This is a genomic window from Burkholderia sp. A2, assembly GCF_001729305.1.
In the GTDB taxonomy this organism is placed as follows: Bacteria; Pseudomonadota; Gammaproteobacteria; order Burkholderiales; family Burkholderiaceae; genus Burkholderia; species Burkholderia sola.
Genome location: NZ_LZXX01000083.1, coordinates 78,674 through 102,826 on the forward strand (window position 1 = coordinate 78,674; position 24,153 = coordinate 102,826).

17 protein-coding genes are annotated in these 24,153 nt (G+C 67.8%); 10 read left to right on the plus strand and 7 right to left on the minus strand.

The features are described from left to right. Positions 1-11 precede the first annotated feature (11 nt). Positions 12-752, minus strand: a complete 741-nt coding sequence (gene rpsB, locus A9Z05_RS08250; RefSeq protein WP_069617666.1) for a 30S ribosomal protein S2 — start codon at positions 750-752, stop codon at positions 12-14. Between the two features lie 380 nt (positions 753-1,132). On the opposite strand from rpsB, the gene map reads away from it, so the two are divergent. The 3 genes from map to A9Z05_RS34320 are packed head-to-tail and all read left to right on the plus strand — an operon-like array spanning position 1,133 to position 6,339. Then, positions 1,133-1,948, plus strand: a complete 816-nt coding sequence (gene map / locus A9Z05_RS08255; RefSeq protein WP_069617667.1) for a type I methionyl aminopeptidase — start codon at positions 1,133-1,135, stop codon at positions 1,946-1,948. 46 nt (positions 1,949-1,994) lie between these two features. Then, complete coding sequence (locus A9Z05_RS08260) at positions 1,995-4,571, plus strand: [protein-PII] uridylyltransferase (protein ID WP_069617668.1); 2,577 nt, start codon at positions 1,995-1,997, stop codon at positions 4,569-4,571. Between the two features lie 16 nt (positions 4,572-4,587). Further along, positions 4,588-6,339: a pseudouridine synthase gene (locus A9Z05_RS34320; protein WP_084044164.1), complete on the plus strand. Its 1,752-nt coding sequence runs from the start codon at positions 4,588-4,590 to the stop codon at positions 6,337-6,339. 80 nt (positions 6,340-6,419) lie between these two features. Here A9Z05_RS34320 and def read toward each other — a convergent pair whose 3' ends face one another. The 5 genes from def to A9Z05_RS08290 form a co-directional block, all read right to left on the minus strand. Continuing rightward, complete coding sequence (gene def, locus A9Z05_RS08270) at positions 6,420-6,953, minus strand: peptide deformylase (RefSeq protein ID WP_069617669.1); 534 nt, start codon at positions 6,951-6,953, stop codon at positions 6,420-6,422. Continuing rightward, on the minus strand, positions 6,950-9,025 hold the full coding sequence (ligA, locus tag A9Z05_RS08275; protein ID WP_069617670.1) for an NAD-dependent DNA ligase LigA: 2,076 nt from the start codon (positions 9,023-9,025) through the stop codon (positions 6,950-6,952). The genes def and ligA overlap by 4 nt, the downstream gene beginning before the upstream one ends. Positions 9,026-9,190: 165 nt before the next feature. Then, entirely contained in the window at positions 9,191-10,477 is a 1,287-nt protein-coding gene (locus A9Z05_RS08280) for a cell division protein ZipA C-terminal FtsZ-binding domain-containing protein (RefSeq protein ID WP_069617671.1), read from the minus strand. An 85-nt stretch (positions 10,478-10,562) separates the two neighbouring features. After that, positions 10,563-14,075, minus strand: coding sequence for a chromosome segregation protein SMC (gene smc, locus A9Z05_RS08285; protein WP_069617672.1), 3,513 nt, complete (start codon positions 14,073-14,075; stop codon positions 10,563-10,565). A 139-nt stretch (positions 14,076-14,214) separates the two neighbouring features. Further along, complete coding sequence (locus A9Z05_RS08290) at positions 14,215-15,156, minus strand: DMT family transporter (protein WP_069617673.1); 942 nt, start codon at positions 15,154-15,156, stop codon at positions 14,215-14,217. A gap of 158 nt (positions 15,157-15,314) precedes the next feature. Here A9Z05_RS08290 and dapC point away from each other — a divergent pair, with 158 nt between their 5' ends. From dapC to cls, 6 genes are all read left to right on the plus strand, one after another. Further along, on the plus strand, positions 15,315-16,547 hold the full coding sequence (dapC, locus tag A9Z05_RS08295) for a succinyldiaminopimelate transaminase (RefSeq protein ID WP_069617674.1): 1,233 nt from the start codon (positions 15,315-15,317) through the stop codon (positions 16,545-16,547). A 45-nt stretch (positions 16,548-16,592) separates the two neighbouring features. Continuing rightward, positions 16,593-17,420 carry a 2,3,4,5-tetrahydropyridine-2,6-dicarboxylate N-succinyltransferase gene (gene dapD, locus A9Z05_RS08300; RefSeq protein WP_006478479.1) on the plus strand — a complete coding sequence of 276 codons (828 nt, stop codon included), beginning with the start codon at positions 16,593-16,595 and terminating at the stop codon, positions 17,418-17,420. Further along, entirely contained in the window at positions 17,420-17,788 is a 369-nt protein-coding gene (locus A9Z05_RS08305; protein ID WP_069617675.1) for an ArsC family reductase, read from the plus strand. Before dapD ends, A9Z05_RS08305 begins: the two co-directional genes overlap by 1 nt. 88 nt (positions 17,789-17,876) lie before the next feature. Beyond that, positions 17,877-19,016 (plus strand): succinyl-diaminopimelate desuccinylase, encoded by a 1,140-nt coding sequence (gene dapE / locus A9Z05_RS08310; protein ID WP_069617676.1) that lies wholly within the window; start codon positions 17,877-17,879, stop codon positions 19,014-19,016. 11 nt (positions 19,017-19,027) lie between these two features. Then, positions 19,028-19,936, plus strand: a complete 909-nt coding sequence (prmB, locus tag A9Z05_RS08315; protein ID WP_069617677.1) for a 50S ribosomal protein L3 N(5)-glutamine methyltransferase — start codon at positions 19,028-19,030, stop codon at positions 19,934-19,936. A 155-nt stretch (positions 19,937-20,091) separates the two neighbouring features. Beyond that, a complete protein-coding gene (gene cls / locus A9Z05_RS08320; RefSeq protein WP_069617678.1) occupies positions 20,092-21,531 on the plus strand; it encodes a cardiolipin synthase in 1,440 nt (479 codons plus the stop codon). A gap of 57 nt (positions 21,532-21,588) precedes the next feature. On the opposite strand, the gene A9Z05_RS08325 is transcribed toward cls, so the two are convergent. Then, entirely contained in the window at positions 21,589-22,068 is a 480-nt protein-coding gene (locus tag A9Z05_RS08325) for a glutathione peroxidase (protein WP_069617679.1), read from the minus strand. A gap of 136 nt (positions 22,069-22,204) precedes the next feature. Between A9Z05_RS08325 and A9Z05_RS08330 the strand changes: the two genes are divergently transcribed. Further along, a complete protein-coding gene (locus A9Z05_RS08330; protein WP_069617680.1) occupies positions 22,205-24,136 on the plus strand; it encodes an ATP-binding cassette domain-containing protein in 1,932 nt (643 codons plus the stop codon). Positions 24,137-24,153 lie beyond the last annotated feature (17 nt).

Here is a 24,153-nt window from a genome sequence, read left to right on the forward strand (position 1 = left end):
CTCGGGGCCAGTTACGCGTTTTCCTCGACGTATTCGTCGTCGCCGCGTGCGGCCTGGACCACTTCGTTGACCGCGTTCGCACGGCCTTCGAGGATCGCGTCGGCCACGCCTTCGGCGTACAGCGCGACTGCCTTGCTCGAGTCGTCGTTACCCGGGATCACGTAATCCACGCCTTCCGGCGAGTGGTTCGTATCGACCACGGCGATGACCGGCACACCCAGCTTGTTCGCTTCCGTGACGGCAATCTTGTGGTAGCCGACGTCGATGACGAAGATCGCGTCCGGAATGCCGCCCATGTCCTTCACGCCGCCGATCGACTTCTGCAGCTTGGCGATTTCGCGTTCGAACAGCAGCGCTTCCTTCTTGCTCATCTTCTCGGTTTCGCCCGCTTCGACGGCCGCTTCCATGTCCTTCAGGCGCTTGATCGACACCTTCAGCGTCTTGAAGTTGGTCATCATGCCGCCGAGCCAGCGTGCGTTGACGTACGGCATGCCCGCACGTTGCGCTTCCTGGGCGATCGTGTCACGCGACTGGCGCTTCGTGCCGACGAACAGGATCGTGCCGCGGTTCGCTGCCAGCTGACGCACGTACTTCTGTGCGTCCGTGAACATCGGCAGCGTCTTTTCGAGGTTGATGATGTGAATCTTGTTGCGGTGACCGAAAATGAACGGTGCCATCTTCGGGTTCCAGAAGCGCGTCTGGTGACCGAAGTGGACACCCGCTTCCAGCATTTGGCGCATCGTAACTGCCATGTAAATTCTCCACGAGGGTTGGGTCTTAAGCCGGCTGCCGTACCGCCGCGCGAACCCGCCTTGAAAGGGCGGGGATTCCGCACGGACGGCACCCTGGTTGCGCCGGCTTGCGATTCGGCACGTGCAAAACGCCCGTGCCGTAAGCCTTTCACCGCGATGCCGCCCCAAGATGGGGCACGACGGCAAATTTGGATGTCGACTTAGCCAAAGAGTATAGCACGCGGATTTGTCGGCTCTCAAGTCGCACGGCACTTTCGCTTGCCGCGCGGCCGCGGGCCGGACAATCCTCGAAAACCCGCATCCGCGCGGCCCGCAGGGGCTGCGAGGCCCGCCATAAGGTGCGATAATCCGTCAATTCACCGCATTCCAGGCATACCTCGATGGCTATTACGCTCAAAAACGAACACGATATCGCGGAGATGCGCGTCGCCTGCCGTCTCGCCAGCGAAGTGCTCGACTTCATCACGCCGCACGTCGTCGCGGGCGTCACGACCGCCGAACTCGACCGCCTCTGCCACGAGTTCATGCTCAACGAGCAAGGCACGATCCCCGCGCCGCTGAACTATCAGCCGCCCGGCTACCCGCCGTACCCGAAGGCCACCTGCATTTCGGTCAACGACGTGATCTGCCACGGCATTCCCGGCGAGAAGGTGCTCAAGAACGGCGACGCGCTGAACATCGACATCACCGTGATCAAGAACGGCTATTTCGGCGACACCAGCCGGATGTTCATCGTCGGCGAGGGTTCGATCCTCGCGAAGCGTCTCGTGCAGACCACCTACGAATGCATGTGGCTCGGCATCGACCAGGTCAAGCCCGGCGCGCACCTCGGCGACATCGGCTACGCGATCCAGAAGCACGCGGAGGCGCAGGGCTACAGCGTCGTGCGCGAATACTGCGGCCACGGCATCGGCACGGTGTTCCACGAGGATCCGCAGGTCGTCCACTACGGCCGCCCGGGCACCGGCATCGAACTGAAGGCCGGGATGATCTTCACGATCGAGCCGATGATCAACGCCGGCAAGCGCGACATCCGCACGATGCCCGACCAGTGGACGGTCAAGACGCGCGATCGCAGCCTCTCCGCGCAGTGGGAGCACACGGTGCTCGTCACCGAAACCGGCTACGAAGTGCTGACCGTGTCGGCCGGCACGCCGGCGCGCCCCGTGTTCGCGCAACCGGCCGCCGCCGTCTGAGCGCCGTCGCGCCAGCCCGCCCCGCCCCGCACCTGAACGGTCGCCCATGAGCGCTCACGCTGCCCCCTCGCCCGAAGCGCTGTCGCGGCGCGCCGAATTCAAGGCCGCCAAGACGGCGATGCTCGAGCGCTTTCGCCGCGCGGCGAACGTCGCGTCGCTGATGCACGCGCTGTCGAAACTCACCGACGACGCATTGAAGCGCGTGTGGGACGAATGCGGGCTGCCCGCGACGCTCGCGCTCGTCGCCGTCGGCGGCTACGGGCGCGGCGAACTCGCGCCCTATTCCGACGTCGACATCCTCGTGCTGCTGCCCGATGCGCATGACGCGGCGCTCGACGCGCGCATCGAGCGCTTCATCGGCATGGCGTGGGACCTCGGCCTCGAGATCGGCAGCAGCGTACGTACCGTCGCACAGTGCATCGAGGAGGCGTCGCAGGACGTCACGGTGCAGACCTCGCTGCTGGAAGCGCGCCGCATCGTCGGCAGCACCGCGCTGTTCGAGCGCTTCACCGTGCGCTACCACGAAGCGCTCGACGCCCGCGCGTTCTTCACCGCGAAGGTGCTCGAGATGCGCCAGCGCCACGCGAAGTGCCAGGACACGCCGTACAGCCTCGAACCGAACGTGAAGGAAAGCCCCGGCGGGCTGCGCGACCTGCAGACGATCCTGTGGATCGCGCGCGCGGCCGGCTTCGGCAGCAGCTGGCGCGAACTCGACACGCGCGGCCTCATCACCGACCGCGAAGCGCGCGAGCTGCGCCGTAACGAAGGCTTCCTGAAAACGCTGCGCGCGCGGCTGCACGTGATCGCCGGGCGCCGCCAGGACATGCTCGTGTTCGACCTGCAGACGCAGGCCGCCGAGAGCTTCGGCTACCAGCCGACGCAGGCCAAGCGCGCGAGCGAGCAACTGATGCGCCGCTACTACTGGGCCGCGAAAGCCGTCACGCAGCTCGCGACGATCCTGATCCAGAACATCGAGGCGCAACTCTTCCCCGCGACGAGCGGCATCACGCGCGTGCTGTCGGCCGATCGCTTCGTCGAGAAACAGGGGATGCTCGAGATCGTCGACGACGGCGTGTTCGAACGCCACCCCGACGCGATCCTCGAAGCGTTCCTGCTGTACGAAACGACGCGCGGCGTGAAAGGCCTGTCCGCCCGCACGCTGCGTGCGCTGTACAACTCGCGCGAAATCATGAACAACACGTGGCGCCGCGATCCGCAAAACCGCGCCACATTCATGCGGATCCTGCAGCAGCCCGAAGGCATCACGCACGCGTTCCGGCTGATGAACCAGACGAGCGTGCTCGGCCGCTACCTGCTGAACTTCCGCCGCATCGTCGGCCAGATGCAGCACGACCTGTACCACGTGTACACGGTCGACCAGCACATCCTGATGGTGCTGCGCAACCTCCGCCGCTTCGCGGTGGCCGAACATGCGCACGAGTATCCGTTCTGCAGCCAGTTGATCGGCAATTTCGAGCGCCCGTGGGTGCTGTATGTCGCGGCGCTGTTCCACGACATCGCGAAGGGCCGCGGCGGCGATCACTCGACGCTCGGGATGGCCGACGCGCGGCGCTTCTGCCGCGAGCACGGGATCGCCGGCGACGACGCCGCGCTGATCGTGTGGCTCGTCCAGCATCACCTGACGATGAGCCAGGTCGCGCAGAAGCAGGACACGAGCGACCCCGAAGTCATCAAGCGCTTCGCCGAGGTCGTCGGCAACGAACGGTACCTGACCGCGCTCTACCTGCTGACCGTCGCCGATATCCGCGGCACGAGCCCGAAGGTGTGGAACACGTGGAAGGGCAAGCTGCTCGAGGATCTGTACCGCATCACGCTCGCGGTGCTCGGCGGCGCGAATCCCGATGCGCATTCGGAACTGAAGTCGCGGCAGGAGCAGGCGCTCGCGCTGCTGCGCCTCGAAACCGTGCCCGACGATGCGCACCGTGCGTTGTGGGATCAGCTCGACGTCGGTTTCTTCCTGCGTCACGACGCGGCCGACATCGCGTGGCAGACGCGCGTGCTGTACCGGCACGTGAACGCCGAAACGGCGATCGTCCGCGCGCGGCCGTCGCCGATCGGCGACGCGCTGCAGGTGCTCGTGTACGTGAAGGATCGCCCCGACCTGTTCGCGGGCATCTGCGCGTATTTCGACCGCAACGGGCTGTCGGTGCTCGATGCGCGCGTCAGCACGACGCGGCACGGCTACGCGCTCGACAACTTCATCGTCACGCAAACCGAACGCGACGTGCGCTACCGCGACATCGCGAATCTCGTCGAGCAGCAGCTCGCGACGCGGCTCGCCGAAACCGCAACGCTGCCGGAGCCGTCGAAGGGCCGCCTGTCGAGGCTGTCCCGGACGTTTCCGATCACGCCGCGCGTCGACCTGCGGGCCGACGAGCGCGGTCAGTACTACATCCTGTCCGTGTCGGCCAACGATCGGCCGGGCCTTCTCTATTCGATCGCGCGCGTACTCGCCGAACATCGGATCGGCGTCCATGCGGCGCGGATCAATACGCTCGGCGAGCGCGTCGAAGACATCTTCCTGCTCGCGGGCGCCGGCCTGTCCGACAACCGCCTGCAGATCCAGCTCGAAACCGAATTGCTGCGTGCGATCGCAGTCTGAATGAATCCCAGCGTTTATGCGCACCAAATTAACCGTCAAGAATCCGAAGCCGGCGTCGCCGACCCGCGCCCCTGTCCGCTCCGGCAGCCTCGTCGCCCGCAAGGCGGTGCGCCCCGCCGCGCCGCCCGCGGGGGATAAACCGGCCCGCCCGAAGAAGGCGCCCGCTGCAGCCGCCGCCACCGGCGAGCGTGCGTTCAAGCCGCGCGGCGCCGCCGGCGCAGAACGCCCGGGCGCGGATCGCGCACCGGTCAAGCGTGCGCCGCGTGACGGCGGCGCCGAACGCGGCACGCGCGCGCCGTATCGCGACAATGCAGCCGGCGAAGGTGCGAAGCGCAGTTTCGGCGACCGTCGCACGTCGTCGGAGCGGCCGCCGCGCCGTAGCGACGATGATGCACGGCCGCGTCGTGCCGGTGGCGACGAGGGCAAGCGCCCGTCCTACCGCGACAAGGCAGCCGGCGAAGGCGCGAAGCGCAGCTTCGGCGACCGCCGTACGTCGTCCGATCGCCCTGCCCGCCGCAGCGATGACGATGCACGTCCGCGTCGCGCAGCAGGTAGCGACGAAGGCAAACGCCCGTCCTACCGCGACAAGGCAGCCGGCGAAGGCGCAAAACGCAGCTTCGGCGACCGCCGTACGTCGTCCGATCGTCCGCCGCGCCGTAGCGACGACGATGCACGGCCGCGTCGTGCCGGTGGCGACGAAGGCAAACGCCCGCCCTACCGCGACAAGGCAACCGGCGAAGGCGCGAAGCGCAGCTTCGGCGACCGCCGCCCGTCGTCCGATCGCCCTGCCCGCCGCAGCGATGATGATGCACGTCCGCGTCGCGCAGCAGGTAGCGACGAAGGTAAACGCCCGTCCTACCGCGACAAGGCAACCGGCGAAGGCGCGAAGCGCAGCTTCGGCGACCGCCCGGCCCGCCCGGCGCGCGACGGCGAGCGCCGTTCGTTCGGTGCGGTGAAGACCGCGCAGCCGGTCAAGCGCGCGGCGGCCGACGTCGACTACGGCGACGAAACGGGCCTGATGCGCCTGTCGAAGCGGATGTCCGAACTCGGCATGTGCTCGCGCCGCGAAGCCGACGAATGGATCGAAAAGGGCTGGGTGCTCGTCGACGGCGAACGCATCGACACGCTCGGCACCAAGGTGCGCGCCGACCAGAAGATCGAGATCGACGAGCGCGCGAGCGCCGCGCAGGCCGCGCAAGTGACGATCCTGCTGCACAAGCCGGTCGGCTACGTGTCGGGCCAGGCGGAAGACGGCTACGAGCCGGCGGCCGCGCTGATCACGCGCGCGAACCGCTGGAGCGGCGATCATTCGCCGGTGCGCTTCTCGCCGCAGCACCTGCATGCGCTCGCGCCGGCCGGCCGTCTCGACATCGACTCCACCGGCCTGCTCGTGCTGACGCAAAACGGCGTGATCGCGAAGCAGCTGATCGGCGAACAGTCGGACATCGACAAGGAATACCTGGTGCGCGTGCGCTTCGGCGAACGACTGATCGACATCGACCAGCACTTCCCGGCGGAATCGCTCGCGAAACTGCGCCACGGCCTCGAACTCGACGGCGTCGCGCTGAAGCCGGCGCTGGTGAGCTGGCAGAACGGCGAGCAGTTGCGCTTCGTGCTGCGCGAAGGCAAGAAGCGCCAGATTCGCCGCATGTGCGAACTGGTCGGCCTCGACGTGATCGGCCTGAAGCGCGTGCGGATGGGCCGCGTGATGCTCGGCGCGCTGCCGCAGGGCCAATGGCGTTACCTGTCCGCCGACGAGACGTTCTGACCGCAAGCGCACCCTGTGCGCCATGCAATGAAAAAGCCCGCTTCAAGCGGGCTTTCTCATTTCTGCGCGAGAGCGTCCGATCAGTCGTCGTCGGCCGGGTCGAGCCCCGGGAACAGCACCTCGGTGAAACCGAAGCGCGTGAAGTCGGTGATCCGCATCGGGTACAGCTTGCCGATCAGGTGGTCGTATTCGTGCTGGACCACGCGCGCGTGGAACCCCTCGGCGATGCGGTCGATCTTCTCGCCGAACTGGTCGAAGCCGCTGTAGCGCACCTTCGCGTAGCGGCTGACGACGCCGCGCATGCCCGGCACCGACAGGCAGCCTTCCCAGCCCTCTTCCATGTCCGGCGGCAGGTACTCGACCTTCGGGTTGATCAGCACGGTCTCCGGGACCGGCGGCGCATCCGGGTAGCGGTTGTTGTTGCCGAAGCCGAAGATGATGATCTGCAGCCCGATGCCGATCTGCGGCGCGGCCAGCCCGGCGCCGTTCGCGTGGTGCATCGTCTCGAACATGTCCGCGACGATCTCGTGCAGCTCGGGCGTATCGAACCGATCGACCGGTTCGGCGACTTCGAGCAGGCGCGGATCGCCCATCTTCAGGATCTCGCGAATCATGGCGTATTGCCCTCCAGGAGTTGGTGCAGACCGTCTTCGTCCAGCACGGGGATGCCGAGTTCCTCGGCCTTCGCGAGCTTGCTGCCGGCTTCGGCGCCCGCGACCACGTAATCCGTCTTCTTCGATACCGAACCGGCCACCTTGGCGCCGGCCGCTTCGAGCATCTCCTTCGCCGCATCGCGCGTGAGATTCGGCAGCGTGCCCGTCAGCACGACCGTCTTGCCGGCCAGCACGCCCTGCGGCGCCTTCGGCGCGGGCGGCCCTTCCGGCCACGTGACCTTGCCCGGCGCGCGCAACTGCTCGATCACCGTGCGGTTGTGCTCTTCCGCGAAGAACTGGTGAATCGACTCGGCGACGATCGGCCCGACATCGTTGACTTCGAGCAGCTCCTCGATCGACGCATCCATGATCGGCGTCAGCGAACCGAAATGCTTCGCGAGATCCTTCGCGGTCGATTCGCCGACATGGCGGATGCCGAGCCCGTAGATGAAGCGCGCGAGCGTCGTATGCTTCGCCTTCTCGAGCGAATCGAGCAGATTCTGCGCGGACTTCTCCGCGAACCGGTCGAGCTCGGCCAGCGTCGCGAAACCGAGATTGAACAGGTCGGCCGGCGTACGTACGAGATTCAGCTCGACGAGCTGGTCAATGATCTTCTCGCCGAGGCCGTCGATGTCGAGCGCGCGGCGCTGCGCGAAATGCCACAGCGCCTGCTTGCGCTGCGCCGGGCAGAACAGCCCGCCCGTGCAGCGCGCGATCGCCTCGTCCGGCAGGCGCTCGATCTTCGAGCCGCACACCGGGCATTCGGTCGGCATCACGAATTCGGCCGCGTCCGGCGGGCGCCGGTCGAGCAGCGCACCGACGACTTCCGGAATCACGTCGCCCGCGCGGCGCACGATCACGGTGTCGCCGATCCGGATGTCCTTGCGGCGCACTTCGTCCTCGTTGTGCAGCGTCGCGTTGGTCACGGTCGCGCCGCCGACGAACACCGGCTCGAGACGCGCGACCGGCGTGATCGCGCCGGTGCGGCCGACCTGCACGTCGATCGCGACGAGCTTCGTCAGCGCTTCCTGCGCGGGGAACTTGTGCGCGAGCGCGAAGCGCGGCGCACGCGACACGAAGCCGAGCCGCTCCTGCTCGTCGCGCCGGTTGACCTTGTAGACGACGCCGTCGATGTCGTACGGCAGCGACTCGCGCTTCTCGCCGACCTTGCGGAAAAAGTCGAGCAAGCCTTCGGCGCCGTGCACGACCGCACGCTCGCGGTTCACCGGCAGGCCGAACGCCTCGTACCAGTCGAGCAGCGCGCTGTGCGTGTCGGGCATCGGCATTCCGTCGAGCACGCCGATCCCGTACGCGAAGAACGACAGCGGCCGCTGCGCGGTGATCTTCGAGTCGAGCTGGCGCAGGCTGCCGGCCGCCGCGTTGCGCGGGTTCGCGAATTCGCGCTGCTCGGCCGCGCGCTGGCGTTCGTTCAGGCGTGCGAAATCGCGCTTGAACATCAGCACCTCGCCGCGCACGTCGAGCACGGTCGGCACGTGCTTGCCCTTCAGCTTGAGCGGAATCGAGCGGATCGTGCGCACGTTCTCGGTCACGTCCTCGCCCGTCGTCCCGTCACCGCGCGTCGCGGCCTGCACGAACACGCCTTGCTCGTAGCGCAGCGAAATCGCGAGGCCGTCGAACTTCAGTTCGCACGCGTATTCGACGGGGTCCGTCACCGAGCCGGCGAGATCGGTCGTCTTCGCGAGCGCGTCGGCGATGCGCTTGTCGAACGCGACGATGTCCTCGTCGGCGAAGCCATTGTTCAGCGACAGCATCGGCGCATCGTGGACGACCGGCGTGAAGCCGCCGGCCGCTTCGCCGCCGACGCGCTGCGTCGGCGAATCGGGCGTCACGAGTTCGGGATGGTCGGTTTCGAGCTGCTGCAGCTCACGGAACAGCCGGTCGTATTCGGCATCGGGCAGATCCGGCTGGTCGAGCACGTAATAGGCGTAGTTCGCCCGCTCGAGTTGGTCGCGCAGCCACGCGGCACGCGCGTCGGGCTGGCTGGCTGGCGGTTCGGCTTGGGTTCGGGCCATGCTGGCGGCAGAGTCGGTCTGAAAAAATCGGATGTCCGATTATCTCAGTTTGACGCCGCGGCGGGGCACGCAATGCGGGCCCGATGACGTGCTGCGGCGCACACCGAGCGGTGTGCGCCGCGGCGGCGAACGACGGCGCCAAGGCGCGCCGTCCGCGCCATCGCGTTACTGGCTGAACAGGCGGCGCGTGACCGGCGAACCGGCCGGAATGCCGGCTTCCTCGAGCTTCGCGTACAGCTTCATCAGCTGCTGCTCGATCGCGAGCAGCGTCGACTCCGGCAGCGGCCGGCGCGAATCGTCGACGACGCGCGCGCCGATCCGCTCGGACAGCGACTTCGCGTAATCGCACATCAGCCGGAACGGCAGGATGTCCTCTTCCGCCACCGGCACGTCGAGCACCAGCGTGATCATGTTGCCGCCCTTGTACGTCAGGTCGTCGCGCAGGAAGTTCGTATCGCCGAACTGCAGCATGAATACCGGATTCTGCTTCGCGTCGAGCTTCACGAAGCGCGTGCCGTCGCGCGACAGCAGCAGCCCGTCCTGCGACGCGACCGCCTGCACGTAGTTCGCGGACCACGGCGCGCCGTCCGACATCACGTTGATCGACAGTTGCGCGTCGCACTGCGCGGCAAACGCGTCGAGCTCGCGCGCCATCGCGACCGTCTCCATCATGTCCGGGAATTCCGGCGCGCCGTCGATCGCGTCGGCGAACTGCTGGACGCCCGTCACGAATTCGGAGAATTCGAGCTCGTTCAGCGCACCGCCGCGGTTCGCAAGCTGCGCGGCCGCGCGCAGCTCTTCGTAGCGCACGCCGTTCTGCAGCAACTCCCACTGGCCGCCTTCCGGCTTGCCTTCGATGTGCACGGGCTTGCTGCCCGCGCGGCGCAGCCGCTGCGCGACCGGCAGGATCTTGTCGCCCGGCAGCGGCCCGGTGAGGCGAATCGGCACGATGCAGTCGATCCGGCGATCGACGATCGCGGGCGGCGCCGACGAGACCGTCGTCGCGGCCGGCATCACCGGTTCGGTCGGGCCGGCCGGTTCGGCCGCCGCCTCGTGCGTCGCGGCGGGCACGGCTTCTTCGCCGGCAGCCGGTTCGATCGATTCGGACGACGTGTCGACGCCGGTCGCCTCGGCCTGCAGGTCGGCCGGCGTATCGGCCGGCGCCGCGCCGCTGGCGGCCCCGCCGAACGTCGGCTCGACGTGCGCGGCTTCGGTCGCTGCTGCCGCCGCCGCGACCGGTGCCGCGGGCTCGCGGCGCACCGGCTGACGCACCGGTTCGATGAACGGCAACTCTTCGTCACGCTCGGGGCGGTTCATCGCCTCGGCCGCTTCCTCCGGCATCGGGCGCGGCATCCTGCGCCGCACTTTCGCGCCCTGCCATGCGTTGTAGACCACGACGCCGCCCACCACGACGGCGCCGGCGCCGATCAAACCGAGTGTCAACTCGTCCATGCACGCTCCATCAGCAATTCTTTTTCGTCGGAACCGCGAACGGGCGCCCATGCGCCGCGCGAACGCGGTCCGGTTTCGTCAAACGTCAATTCTGGGCAAAACCCGCGGCGGTTTCCATGTCCACCGCGACGATCCGCGACACGCCCTGTTCCTGCATCGTCACGCCGATCAGCTGCTGCGCCATTTCCATCGCGATCTTGTTGTGCGAGATGAACAGGAACTGCGTCTTGTCGGACATCGCGCGCACGAGATTCGCGAAACGCTCGGTGTTCGCGTCGTCCAGCGGCGCGTCGACCTCGTCGAGCAGACAGAACGGCGCGGGGTTCAGCTGGAACATCGCGAACACCAGCGCGGTCGCGGTCAGCGCCTTCTCGCCGCCCGACAGCAGGTGAATCGTCGCGTTCTTCTTGCCCGGCGGCTGCGCCATCACCTGCACGCCGGCGTCGAGAATCTCGTCGCCCGTCATGATCAGCTTCGCCTGGCCGCCGCCGAACAGGCGCGGGAACAGGTCGCTGAAATGACGATTGACTTCGTCGAAGGTGCCCTGCAGCAGCGTGCGGGTTTCCTGGTCGATCTTGTGGATCGCGTCTTCGAGCGTCGTGATCGCATCGATCAGGTCGGCCGACTGCGCGTCGAGGAACACCTTGCGCTCGCTCGCGGCCTTCAGCTCGTCGAGCGCGGCCATGTTCACCGGGCCGAGCGCGTTGATCGCGTTGTTCAGGCGCGTGACTTCGCCCTGCAGGTAAGAAGGCTTGAGATCCGGCGTCAGCTTCGCGGCCAGCGCGACCTCGTCGACCTCGGCGGTCGCGAGCTGCTCGGCGAACTGCTCGACGGACAGGCGCGCGGCCTGCTCCTTCAGCTGCAGCTCGGTAATGCGGTCGCGCAGCGGCTGCAGCGAACGCTCGGCGACGAGCCGCTGCTCGTCCGACGCACGCAGCTTCGCGGTGAGATCGTCGAGCTCGATCCGCGCCGCCTGCAGCGCTTCTTCCTTCACCGCGCGAATCTCAAGCGCGTCCTGCAGGCCCGTGTGCGCGGTCTGCTCGTTGATCGTCTCGAGTTCGGCGCGCGCGTCTTCGAGCGACGCGGCGACGCGCTCGCTCTGCTCGTGCGCGACCTGGATCGTGCGCTTGAGCTCGTCGATCCGGGTCACCGCGTTGCGTGCGGCGAAGCGCGCGTCGTTCGCGCCGCGCTCCAGGTCGCGCGCTTCCTGACGCGCCTGCGTCAGCGATTCGTCGAGCGCCTCGAATGCGAGCTGGTTGTCCTCGAAGCGCGCCTGCAGTTCCGCGAGCTCGCCGTCGAAGCGCTCGAAATTCGCTTCCGACTCCGCGCGCAGCGCACGCTGCTCTTCGATCTGCGCGCCGATTTCCTCGAGTTCCTCGCGGATCTGCGTGCTGCGCTGTGTGTAGCGTTCGTGCGCCTGCGCGAGCTTCAGCACGTCCATCTGCAGCGCATGCACGCGCTGCGTCGCGCGTTCGGCCTGCGCGCGCACGTCGCCGAGCGCCTGCGTGGCCTGCGTGTGCGCGGCTTCCGCCCGCACGGCGGCCGTGCGCGCCTCGTCGGCGAGCAGCGCCTGCGCGCGCACCTGGCGCGTCAGGTTTTCGATTTCCTGCTGGCGGGCCAGCATCCCGGCCTGCTCCGAATCGGCCGCGTACAACTGCACGCCGACCCGCGTGACGATATGGCCGGCCTTGACGACAAACGCGCCGCCTGCCGGCAGCTGCGCGCGCGTCGCGAGCGCCTGCGCGACGTCGTCGGCGACGTACACGTTGCCGAGCCAGTCGTTCAGCACCGCACGGATACCCGCGTCGTCGATGCGCACGAGCGACAGCACCGGACGCAGCCCGGCCACCGCGGCGGGCGGCTCACCGGCCGCGGGCGGCGCGTAGAACGCGAGCTTCGCGGGCGGCGCATCGGTCGCGAATGCCTTCACCCAGTCGAGATTCGACACTTCGAGGGCGGCGAGACGCTCGCGCAGCACGGCCTCGAGCGCCGCTTCCCAGCCGGCCTCGACGTGCAGCTTCTTCCACAGACGCGGCAACGCGCCGAGCTCGTGCTTGTCGAGCCAAGGCTGGATCTTGCCTTCGGTCTGCACGTTGTCCTGCAGCTGCTTCAGCGCGGCGAGGCGCGCTTCGAGCTGGTGGATCTGCGCGGCTTCGGCCTGCACGCGCTCCTGCGCGGCGCGGCGTTCGCCGTCGAGGCGCGGCACCGTTTCCTGCGCGTCGGCGAGACGTGCCTGCGCTTCCGCGAGGATCTCTTCCTGCTCGGCCAACTGCATGCGCAGCTCTTCGAGCTGCGTCTCGTCCGGCGCGTCGAGCCCGCCCGCTTCGCTCTTCAGGCGCTCGTGGCGCTGCTGAAGCTGCTGGAGCTGCTGGTCGGCGTTGCGCTGATGCGCGGCTTCGAGCTTGAGCGACTGCTCGGTCTGCGCGATCCGCGCGCGCTCGTCGTTGAGCTGCGCCTGCGCGTCGCGCCACTTCGCTTCGAGCGCCGGCAGCGCATCGTGCTTCGCGGCCGCGTTGTCTTCCGCGAGCGCGGCCTTCTCGTCGGCCATCGCGCGCGCCTCTTCGGCTTCCTCGAGCTCGTCCTGGGACTTCTCGGCCTGCGCGCGCCACTGCTCGCGCTGCGCGTTCAGCGCGGCGATCTGCGCCTGCACGCGATTGCGCGATTCGACGATGAACTTGATCTCGGCTTCGAGGCGGCTCACCTCGGCGTTCGCTTCGTAGAGCGCGCCCTGCGCGCCCTGCATCGCGTCGCTCGCCGAGTAGTGCGCGACACGCAGCGTCTCGAGCTGCGCCTCGACTTCGCGCAGCTTCGCCGTCTGCGCCTCGAGGTCGATCTGCGCCTGTTCGATCGCGCGCTGCTGCTTCTGCTGCTCGCCGGCAGCCTCGTTCTTGCGCAGCAGCCACAAGAGGCGCTGCTTCTCCTCGCCGTCGGCGACGAGTTCCTTGTACTTGGTCGCGACCACCGCCTGCGCCTCGAGCTTTTCGAGGTTCGCGCCGAGTTCGCGCACGATGTCCTCGACGCGCGTCAGGTTCTCGCGCGTGTCGTGCAGGCGGTTCTCGGTTTCGCGGCGGCGTTCCTTGTACTTCGACACGCCGGCGGCTTCCTCGAGGAACACGCGCAGCTCTTCCGGCTTCGCCTCGATGATCCGAGCGATCATGCCCTGCCCGATGATCGCGTACGCGCGCGGCCCGAGGCCGGTGCCGAGGAAGATGTCCTGGATGTCGCGGCGGCGCGCCGGCAGGTTGTTGATGTAGTAGCTCGACGTGCCGTCGCGCGTCAGCACGCGCTTCACGGCGATTTCGCCGTACTGGCCCCACTGGCCGGCCGCGCGGCCGTCGGAGTTGTCGAAGATCAGTTCGACGCTGGCCCGGCTGCCGGGCTTGCGGGCGGTCGAACCGTTGAAGATCACGTCCTGCATCGACTCGCCGCGCAGCTCGGACGCGCGCGACTCGCCGAGCACCCAGCGCACGGCATCGATGATGTTGGACTTGCCGCATCCGTTCGGGCCGACCACGCCGACAAGCTGGCCCGGAACCTGGAAATGCGTGGGATCGACGAAGGATTTGAAGCCAGCGAGTTTGATCGAGCTCAGACGCACGGCGGTATCGGATGTGAAGAAGGTGTGAAACGGACGGGGCCGCGCGACGCGGGGCCGGAAAGCCCCTGCGCGCCACGCGCCCCGGAATTCAAAAACGGGGCCGCGCGCATCCAGCGTTGGGCCCCGCAAACGGCTTCCATCATACCATCGCGCGTGAGCCGTCCCGACCGTCGCCGGGTTTGTCCGGTGCCGGCGCGGCACGATGGACCCGGCTCGACAGCAGCGTCGCGAGCACGATGCACGCGCCGCCCGCCCACTCGCGCGCGGTCGGCAGCTCGTTCGCGAACACCCACGCGGACAGCGCGGTGATCACGATCTCGAACAGCATGATGATCGACGCGCGGTTCGCCGGCACGCGCGCGAGGCCGTACTGGACGAGCAGGTTGTTCGACGCCATCGTCACGCCGATCGCCGCGATGATCAGCACGGCCACGCCCAGCTGGCCGCTCGCCGGCACGGCCGGCAGTCCCTCGAACAGCGACGCGATCGCGCCGAACACGGCCGCGCCGCCGAACAGCGTCGCGGTGCGCATTTCGGCGCGCATGTCGGGTAGCTCGCGGCTCGCCTTGATCACCAGCACGTTGCTCATCGCGAAGCTCAGCCCGGCCGCGAGACCGGCCCATTCGGCCGGATTGGCCGGCAGCGGCAAGCCGAGCGCCGGCGACCACAGCATCAGCATCGCGCCGCCGATCGACAGCGCCGCGAGCCCGGCGCCGGCCCAGGTCAGCCGCTCGCGCAGCAGGAAGTGCGCGTAGATCGCGGTCCAGGCCGGCGTCAGGTAGAACAGCAGCATCACGCGCAGCACCTCGCCGTGGATCGTGCCCCATACGAACCCGAGGTTCGTCACGCCGGCCGTGACCGCGATGGCCGGCAGCACCCAGTGCCAGCGCAGCGTCGCGATCGTCCGGTGCCGCGCGACGATCACGAACAGGAACGCGACGAGGCTCGTCAGCGCGCTGGCCAGCGTGCCCGTCACGCCGAGCGACGCGAGGATCCGCAGCGGATACCAGATCAGGCCCCATACCGACGCGCCGATCAGGATGGCCAGCGTCGGCAGGCTGCCGCGTACCGCGTTGTTCATTTGGTTCGATACCCTTTGTTCGAGCGGCCCGGCCGCCGCTCCGGCTGGCCGTGACCGCATTCCGTCACGCTATAATCGTCCGTTGCGACCCGCGCGCCCCGGCGCCCGTTCGCAGCCGTGCGGCGCGCCCGCCGCTTCTTTCGCTCCAACCGGCCGCGATGGCCGCTTCGCCCGTGAACCCTCGACTCGACTCGCTCCAGCCCTATCCCTTCGAAAAGCTGCGCGCCCTGTTCAAGGACGTGACGCCTTCCGGCGACCTGAAACCGATCAGCTTCGGCATCGGCGAGCCCAAGCACGCGACGCCGGCGCTGATCCGCGACGCCGTGGTGGCCGCGCTCGACGGCCTCGCGTCGTATCCGGCCACCGCCGGCTCGGATGCGCTGCGCACGTCGATCGCGCGCTGGCTCGAACGCCGCTACGGGCTGCCGGCAATCGATGCGGCCACGCAGGTGCTGCCGGTGTCGGGCTCGCGCGAGGCGCTGTTCTCGCTCGCGCAGACGGTGATCGACGCGCGCCCGGCCGCGGACGGCAAGAAGGCGATCGTACTCTGTCCGAATCCCTTCTATCAAATTTACGAAGGCGCGGCGCTCCTGGCCGGTGCCGAACCCTATTTCGCGAACAGCGACCCGGCCCGCAACTTCGCATGCGACTACGCGGCCGTGCCCGACGAGGTGTGGGCACGCACGCAGCTGCTGTACGTGTGCTCGCCCGGCAACCCGACGGGCGCCGTGCTGACGCTCGACGACTGGCGCGAGCTGTTCGCGCTGTCCGACCGCCACGGCTTCGTGATCGCGTCCGACGAGTGCTACTCGGAAATCTATTTCGACGAAGCGGCGCCGCCGCTCGGCGGCCTCGAGGCCGCGCACCGCCTTGGCCGCGGCTTCGAGCGGCTCGTGATGCTCTCCAGCCTGTCGAAGCGCTCGAACGTGCCGGGCATGCGCTCGGGCTTCGTCGCCGGCGACGCCGCGCTGCTCAGGAAATTCCTGCTGTATCGCACGTATCACGGCGCCGCGCTGTCGCCGGTCTGGCAGCACGCGAGCATCGCCGCGTGGAACGACGAGGCGCACGTGCGCGAGAACCGCGCGCTGTACCTGCAGAAGTTCAATACGGTCACGCCGATGCTCGCCGACGTGATCGACGTGAAACTGCCCGACGCCGCGTTCTACCTGTGGGCCAACGTCGCGCGCACCGGCCTGTCGGACACCGCGTTCGCCCGTCGCCTGTACGCCGACTATAATGTGACGGTTCTGCCCGGCTCGTACCTGGCGCGCGATGCGCACGGCACGAACCCGGGCCGCGATTTCATCCGGATCGCGCTCGTCGCGGGCACCCCCGAATGCGTCGAGGGCGCGCAACGCATCGTCGATTTCTGCCGCTCTCTCGCGCGGTAAGACGTCCATCCCGATCAATTCCATCCATTTCCTGCGAAAACGAACATGTCGCAACAACTTCAGCAAATCATCGATACCGCCTGGGAAAACCGCGCCGAGCTGTCGCCGAAGGCCGCGCCCGCCGACGTCCGCGAGGCCGTCGCTCACGCAATCGAGCAACTCGACAAGGGTGCGCTGCGCGTCGCCGAGAAAATCGACGGCAACTGGACGGTCCACCAATGGCTGAAGAAGGCCGTGCTGCTGTCGTTCCGCCTGGAGGACAACGCGCCGATGCCGGCCGGCGGCTACTCGCAGTTCTACGACAAGGTGCCGTCGAAGTTCGCGAACTACACGGCCGAAGACTTCGCCGCGGGCGGCTTCCGCGTCGTGCCGCCGGCCATCGCGCGCCGCGGCTCGTTCATCGCGAAGAACGTCGTGCTGATGCCGTCGTACACCAACATCGGCGCGTACGTCGACGAAGGCACGATGGTCGACACGTGGGCGACGGTCGGTTCGTGCGCGCAGATCGGCAAGAACGTGCACCTGTCGGGCGGCGTCGGCATCGGCGGCGTGCTCGAGCCGCTGCAGGCGAACCCGGTCATCATCGAAGACAACTGCTTCATCGGCGCGCGCTCGGAAGTCGTCGAAGGCGTGATCGTCGAGGAAAACTCGGTGATTTCGATGGGCGTGTACCTCGGCCAGAGCACCAAGATCTACGATCGCGAGACCGGCGAAGTCAGCTACGGCCGCATCCCGGCCGGCTCGGTCGTCGTCGCCGGCAACCTGCCGTCGAAGGACGGCTCGCACAGCCTGTACTGCGCGGTGATCGTGAAGAAGGTCGACGCGAAGACGCGAGCGAAGGTCGGCCTGAACGAGCTGCTGCGAGGCGACTGATGGCGAAGCCGCACACCGTGGTCGTCTACGGCATTCCGAACTGCGACACCGTGAAGAAGGCCCGCGTGTGGCTCGACGATCACGGCGTCGAGTTCGAGTTCCACGATTTCAAGAAGCTCGGCGTCAGCGCGCCGCTGATCGAAGACTGGCTGAAGGACGTGTCGCTCGACGCGCTCGTGAACAAGCGCGGCACCACGTGGCGCGGCCTGGACGACGCGATGAAGGCGGCCGCCGAAACGAAGACCGGCGCGGTCGCGCTGATGATCCACAAGCCGTCGATCATCAAGCGTCCCGTGCTCGTCGTCAACGGCCGCGTGAAATCGCTCGGCTTCGTGGCCGATCAATACGCGGCGCTGTTTGCCGCATAGGGCCGCCCGCGCTGCGCCTGCGCTGCACACGACGCCCTGTCGCTGCCGGCCACCGCGCCGGCATTTTTTATCGAAAGTGGTCCGAACCATGTCCGCCACCCTAGCCCTTACCGAACAGCTGATCGCCCGCGCGTCCGTGACGCCCGACGACCAGCACTGCCAGCAGATCATGACCGAGCGCCTCGCCGCGCTCGGCTTCGAATGCGAGACCATCGCGTCGCACGGCGTGACCAACCTGTGGGCCGTCAAGCGCGGCGCCGACGGCCGCGACGGCAAGCTGCTCGCATTCGCGGGCCACACCGACGTCGTGCCGACCGGCCCGCTCGAACAGTGGACGTCGCCGCCGTTCATCCCCGCCCATCGCGACGGCAAGCTGTACGGCCGCGGCGCGGCCGACATGAAGACGTCGCTCGCGGCGTTCGTCGTCGCGTCCGAGGAATTCGTCGCGGCCCATCCCGACCACCGCGGCGCGATCGCGTTCCTGATCACGAGCGACGAGGAAGGCCCGGCCACCGACGGCACCGTGAAGGTCGTCGAGTTGTTGCAGGAACGCGGCGAACGTCTCGACTACTGCATTGTCGGCGAGCCGACGTCGACCGCCGAGCTCGGCGACGTCGTCAAGAACGGCCGCCGCGGGTCGATGTCCGGCGAACTGGTCGTCAAGGGCGTGCAGGGCCACATCGCGTATCCGCACCTCGCGAAGAACCCGATCCACCTGCTCGCGCCGGCGCTCGCCGAGCTCGCCGCCGAGCAATGGGACGCCGGCAACGAATACTTCCCGCCGACCACCTGGCAGGTGTCGAACCTGCACGCCGGCACCGGCGCGACCAACGTGATTCCCGGCCACGCCGACCTGCTGTTCAACTTCCGCTTCTCGACCGCGAGCACCGTCGAAGGCCTGCAGGCCCGCGTGCATGCGATCCTCGACAAGCACGGCCTCGAATACACGCTGAAGTGGTCGGTGAGCGGCCTGCCGTTCCTCACGCCGCGCGGCGAACTGTCGGGCGCGCTGGAAAACGCGATCCGCACCGAAACCGGCATCACGACCGAGCTGTCGACGACGGGCGGCACGTCGGACGGCCGCTTCATCGCGCGCATCTGCCCGCAGGTGATCGAATTCGGGCCGCCGAACGGCAGCATCCACAAGATCGACGAGCACATCGAAGTGCGCTTCGTCGACCCGCTGAAGAACGTGTACCGACGCGTGCTCGAACAACTGATCGCCTGACGGAGCCTCGCATGACGACACCTTTTGCCACAGTCCGCGACCTGCTGCGCTACGCGGTCACGCGCTTCTCGAAAGCGAAGCTCGCGTTCGGCCACGGTTCCGACAACGCATACGACGAAGCGGCCTACCTGGTGCTGCATACGCTCGACCTGCCGCTCGACACGCTCGAACCGTTCCTCGACGCGCGCCTCTTGCCCGACGAAATCGCGGCCGTGCTCGCGGTGATCGAACGACGCGCGGCCGACCGCGTGCCGGCCGCGTACCTCACGCATGAAGCGTGGATGCATGGCCACCGCTTCTACGTCGACGAACGCGTGATCGTGCCGCGCTCGTTCATCGGCGAACTGCTCGACGACGGGCTGCAGCCGTATGTCGCCGATCCCGAGCAGGTCGGCGCGGTGCTCGAACTGTGCACCGGCTCCGGCTGCCTCGCGATCCTCGCGGCGAGCGCGTTCCCGAACGCCGAGATCGACGCGGTCGACCTGTCGGACAAGGCGCTCGAAGTCGCGGAAATCAACGTGCGCGACTACGGCCTCGAAGACCGCATCGGGCTGCACTGCGGCGACCTCTACGCCCCGCTGCCCGCGTTCCGCACCGATCCCGACTCGCGCTACGACGTGATCCTGACGAACCCGCCGTACGTGAACGGCGCGTCGATGGCCGCGCTGCCGCCCGAGTACCGGCACGAGCCTGAGATGGCGCTCGCCGGCGGCGACGACGGGATGGACATCGTGCGACGTATCGTCGCCGACGCGCACCGCTGGCTGCATGACGACGGCGTGCTCGTCGTCGAGATCGGCAACGAACGCGAGCACGTCGAAGCGGCGTTCGGCGGCCTCGAGCTCACGTGGCTGCCCACCAGCGCGGGCGACGACGCCGTGTTCCTGATCCAGGCGTCGGACCTGCCCCGCAAGGCCTGAGCGTTCCGGCCGGCCCGCCGTGCGGCGCACCATTGCGCCGCACGGTTGGGTAAGATGCGCGTAGGCGGCCGCCTGGCCGCACGTTCTCCGGAACTCCCTCGCGAGCGCGCTCGGAAGTCCGCTCGGGAGTCCGCTCGGAAGTCCTTTACGCGCCCATGACCCTCGACTGGCTACATCTCGGCACCCTGATCCTGACCATCCACGTGCTCGGGATCGTCGCGGCATGCCACGCAATCATGAACACGCGCACGTCGCAAGGCGCGATCGCGTGGGCCGTCTCGCTCACGGCCATGCCATACCTGACGCTCGTTCCGTATCTGTTCCTCGGCCGCAGCAAATTCTCCGGCTACGTCGACGCCCGGCGCCACGAGCTCGAAATGTTGCGCACGCACACACCGCGTTCGCCGTGGCGCGCGACCGACGCGACCGACGGGCCGGCCGCCGACGCGCTGGGACAGGCTGCCGTGCTCGCGCTCACGCGGCTCGGCGGCATGCCGTTCCTCGGCGGCAATTCGGTACGCACGCTCGTGAACGGCGACGCGACGTTCTCGGCCATCCTGTCGGCGATCGACGCCGCGCGCGACTACGTGCTCGTCCAGTTCTTCATCGTGCGCGACGATGCGCTCGGCCGGATGCTGCGCGACTCGCTGCTCGCACGCGTGGCTGCCGGCGTACGCTGCTGCGTGCTGTACGACAGCATCGGCAGCTTCGACCTGCCGCACAGCTACGTCGACGCATTGCGCCGCGGCGGCGTCGAGGTCCATCCGTTCGCGACCAACCGGCAATTCGTCAACCGCTTCCAGCTGAACTTCCGCAACCATCGCAAGATCGTCGTCGTCGACGGCAATTGCGCGTTCGTCGGCGGCCATAACGTCGGCGTCGAATATCTCGGCGCGAATCCGCGCCTGTCGCCATGGCGCGACACCCACATCGAGATACGCGGCCCCGTCGTGGCGAGCATCCAGTACGTGTTCGCCGAAGACTGGCACTGGGCGACGCAGAAACTGCCGCCCATCGCGCTGCCGCCGCCCGCGCAGCCCGGCGACGGCATGCATTGCCTCGTGGTGCCGATGGGACCCGCCGACAAGCAGGAAACGGGCTCGCTGTTCTTCGCCGAATCGATCAATGCCGCCCGCGAGCGGGTCTGGATCACCACGCCGTATCTCGTTCCCGACGAAGCCGTGGTCTCCGCGCTGAAGCTCGCCGTGATGCGCGGCGTCGACGTGCGCATCCTGATTCCGAGCCGGCGCGACCACTACGTCGTATTCGAGGCCTCGAAGCTTTATGCGCGCGACCTCGTCGATGCGGGCGTGAAGGTGTTCCGCTACCGGCCCGGTTTCCTGCACCAGAAGGTCGTGCTGATCGACCGCATCGCTGCGGCGATCGGCAGCGCGAATCTCGACAACCGTTCGTTCCGCCTCAATTTCGAGGTCATGGTGCTGACCGTCGATCCGGCATTCGCCGACGAGGTCGAGACGATGCTCGACGCCGACTTCGCGCAGGCGTACGAGGTCGACGCGGACGAATACCGGCAGTCGCCCGCCTGGCGGCGCATCGCGATGCACGTCGCACGGCTGTTCGCGCCGATCCTGTAACGGCCGCGCCGACCACCGCCCCGCACGATCCGCACCGGCGCTGCGCACGCCGCGCCGTCACAGCAGCTTGTCGATGTCCGCCGCGATTTCGTCGGGCTTGGTGGATGGCGCGTAGCGCTTGACGATGCGCCCGTCGCGGTCGATCAGGAATTTCGTGAAATTCCACTTGATCGCCTTGAGGCCGAGAATGCCGGGCGCCTCGTCGGTCAGGTAGCGATACAGCGGATGCGCATGGTCGCCTTTCACGTCGATCTTCGCGAACATCGGGAACGTGACGCCGTAGTTGCGTTCGCAGAACGCACCGATCTGCTCGGCGTCGCCCGGCTCCTGCTTGCCGAACTGGTTGCACGGAAAGCCGAGCACGAAGAAGCCGCGCGCCGCGTACTGGTCGTACAGCTTCTGCAGACCCGCGTACTGCGGCGTGAAACCGCACTCGCTCGCGGTATTGACGATCAGCAGCACCTTGCCGCGATACGCGTCGAGCGATACCGGCGCACCGGCGAGCGTCTCTGCGCTGAACGAATACAGGGTGGACATCGGGCACTCCTTTTACGAAACCGGATCGACGTCGAGTCTAGGCGAAATTGCGCCGTTGCGGCATCCGCCGAACGGCCGATGCCCGGCGGGATCGGCGCGCGGTCTAGAATAGCGGTTTTGGCCAGTCATTTCCGCCGTGATCCGTTTCAATCAGTTCAGCCTTGCGCGCGGCACCAAGCCGCTGTTCGAGTCGACCTCGTTCGTGCTCAATCCCGGCGAGAAAGCCGGCCTGATCGGCGCGAACGGCGCCGGCAAGTCGACGCTGTTTTCCGTCCTGCGCGGCGAGCTGCATTCCGACGGAGGCGATTTCTCGATGCCCCCGTCGTGGCGGATCGCCCACGTGTCGCAGGAAACGCCCGCGGTCGATCGTTCCGCGCTCGACTACACGCTCGACGGCGATACCGCGCTGCGCGAGATCGAGGCCCGCATCGCCGCCGCGTCGGCCGCGCATGACGGCGCCGCCGAAGGCGACGCGCACGCGGCGTTCGCCGACGCCGACGGCTACACCGCGCCGGCCCGCGCCGAAGCGCTGCTGCTCGGCCTCGGCTTCACGCTCGCGCAAACGCGCGAATCCGTCGCGAGCTTCTCCGGCGGCTGGCGCATGCGCCTGAACCTCGCGCAGGCGCTGATGTGCCGCTCCGACCTGCTGCTGCTCGACGAACCGACGAACCACCTCGACCTCGACGCGATCGTCTGGCTCGAAGACTGGCTGCACCGCTACCCCGGCACGCTCGTCGTGATTTCACACGACCGCGAATTCCTCGATTCGATCTGCAACGTCACGCTGCATCTGGAAAACCGCCAGGTGAAGCGCTACGGCGGCAACTACTCGCAGTTCGAAGTGCTGCGCGCGCAGCAACTGGCGCTGCAGCAAAGCGCGTACGAAAAGCAGCAGAAGACGATCGAGCACCTGCAGAGCTTCGTCGACCGCTTCAAGGCCAAGGCGACCAAGGCCAAGCAGGCGCAAAGCCGGATGAAGGCGCTCGAGAAGATGGAGCTGATCGCGCCCGCGCACATCGCGTCGCCGTTCACGTTCGAATTCCGCACGCCCGATGCCGCGCCGAACCCGATGATGGTGATGGAAGACGTCCGCTGCGGCTACCACGCCGACGACGGAACGGACATCGCGATCGTCGAGCGCGTCGCGCTATCGATCCAGAACGGCCAGCGCATCGGCCTGCTCGGCGCGAACGGTCAGGGCAAGTCGACGCTGATCAAGACGCTGGCCGGCACGCTCCCGCCGCTGTCGGGGCACGTCCGCGACGGCAAGGGACTGACGATCGGCTATTTCGCGCAGCACCAGCTCGAAACGCTGCGCGAAGACGATTCGCCGCTCGCGCATCTGGCGCGGCTCGCGCCCGACACGCGCGAACAGGAATTGCGCGACTTCCTCGGCGGCTTCAATTTCTCGGGCGACATGGCGACCAGCCCGGTCGGGCCGTTCTCGGGCGGCGAAAAGGCACGGCTCGCGCTGGCGCTGATCATCTGGCAGAAGCCGAACCTGCTGCTGCTCGACGAACCGACGAACCACCTCGACCTCGAAACGCGCCATGCGCTGACGATGGCGCTCGCGCAATTCGAGGGCACGCTGATCCTCGTGTCGCACGACCGCCACCTGCTGCGCGCGACGACCGACCAGTTCATGCTCGTCGCGAAGCACCGGCTGCAGCCGTTCGACGGCGACCTCGACGACTACCGCGACTGGCTGCTGCAGCATGCGGCCGAGCAGCGCGCGGCCGCGAAGGCCGACAGCGCGGCAGCCGCGGGCGCCGATCCGGGCGTCAACCGCAAGGACCAGAAGCGCCAGGCGGCCGAAGAGCGCCAGCGGTTGTCGCAATTGAAGAAACCGCTGCAGAATCGCATCACGAAGCTCGAAAAGGAAATGGAAGCGCTGCACGCGGAGAAGGCGCGCCTCGACGCGTTCGTCGCCGATCCGGCCAGCTACGAAGCCGCGCGCAAGACGGAACTGACCGACGCGATCCGCAAGCTCGGCGAGGTCACGACCCGGCTCGAGACGGCCGAGGCAGACTGGCTCGCCGTGCAGGAAGAACTCGAGCAGATCGGCTGAACGCGACCATCGGCGCC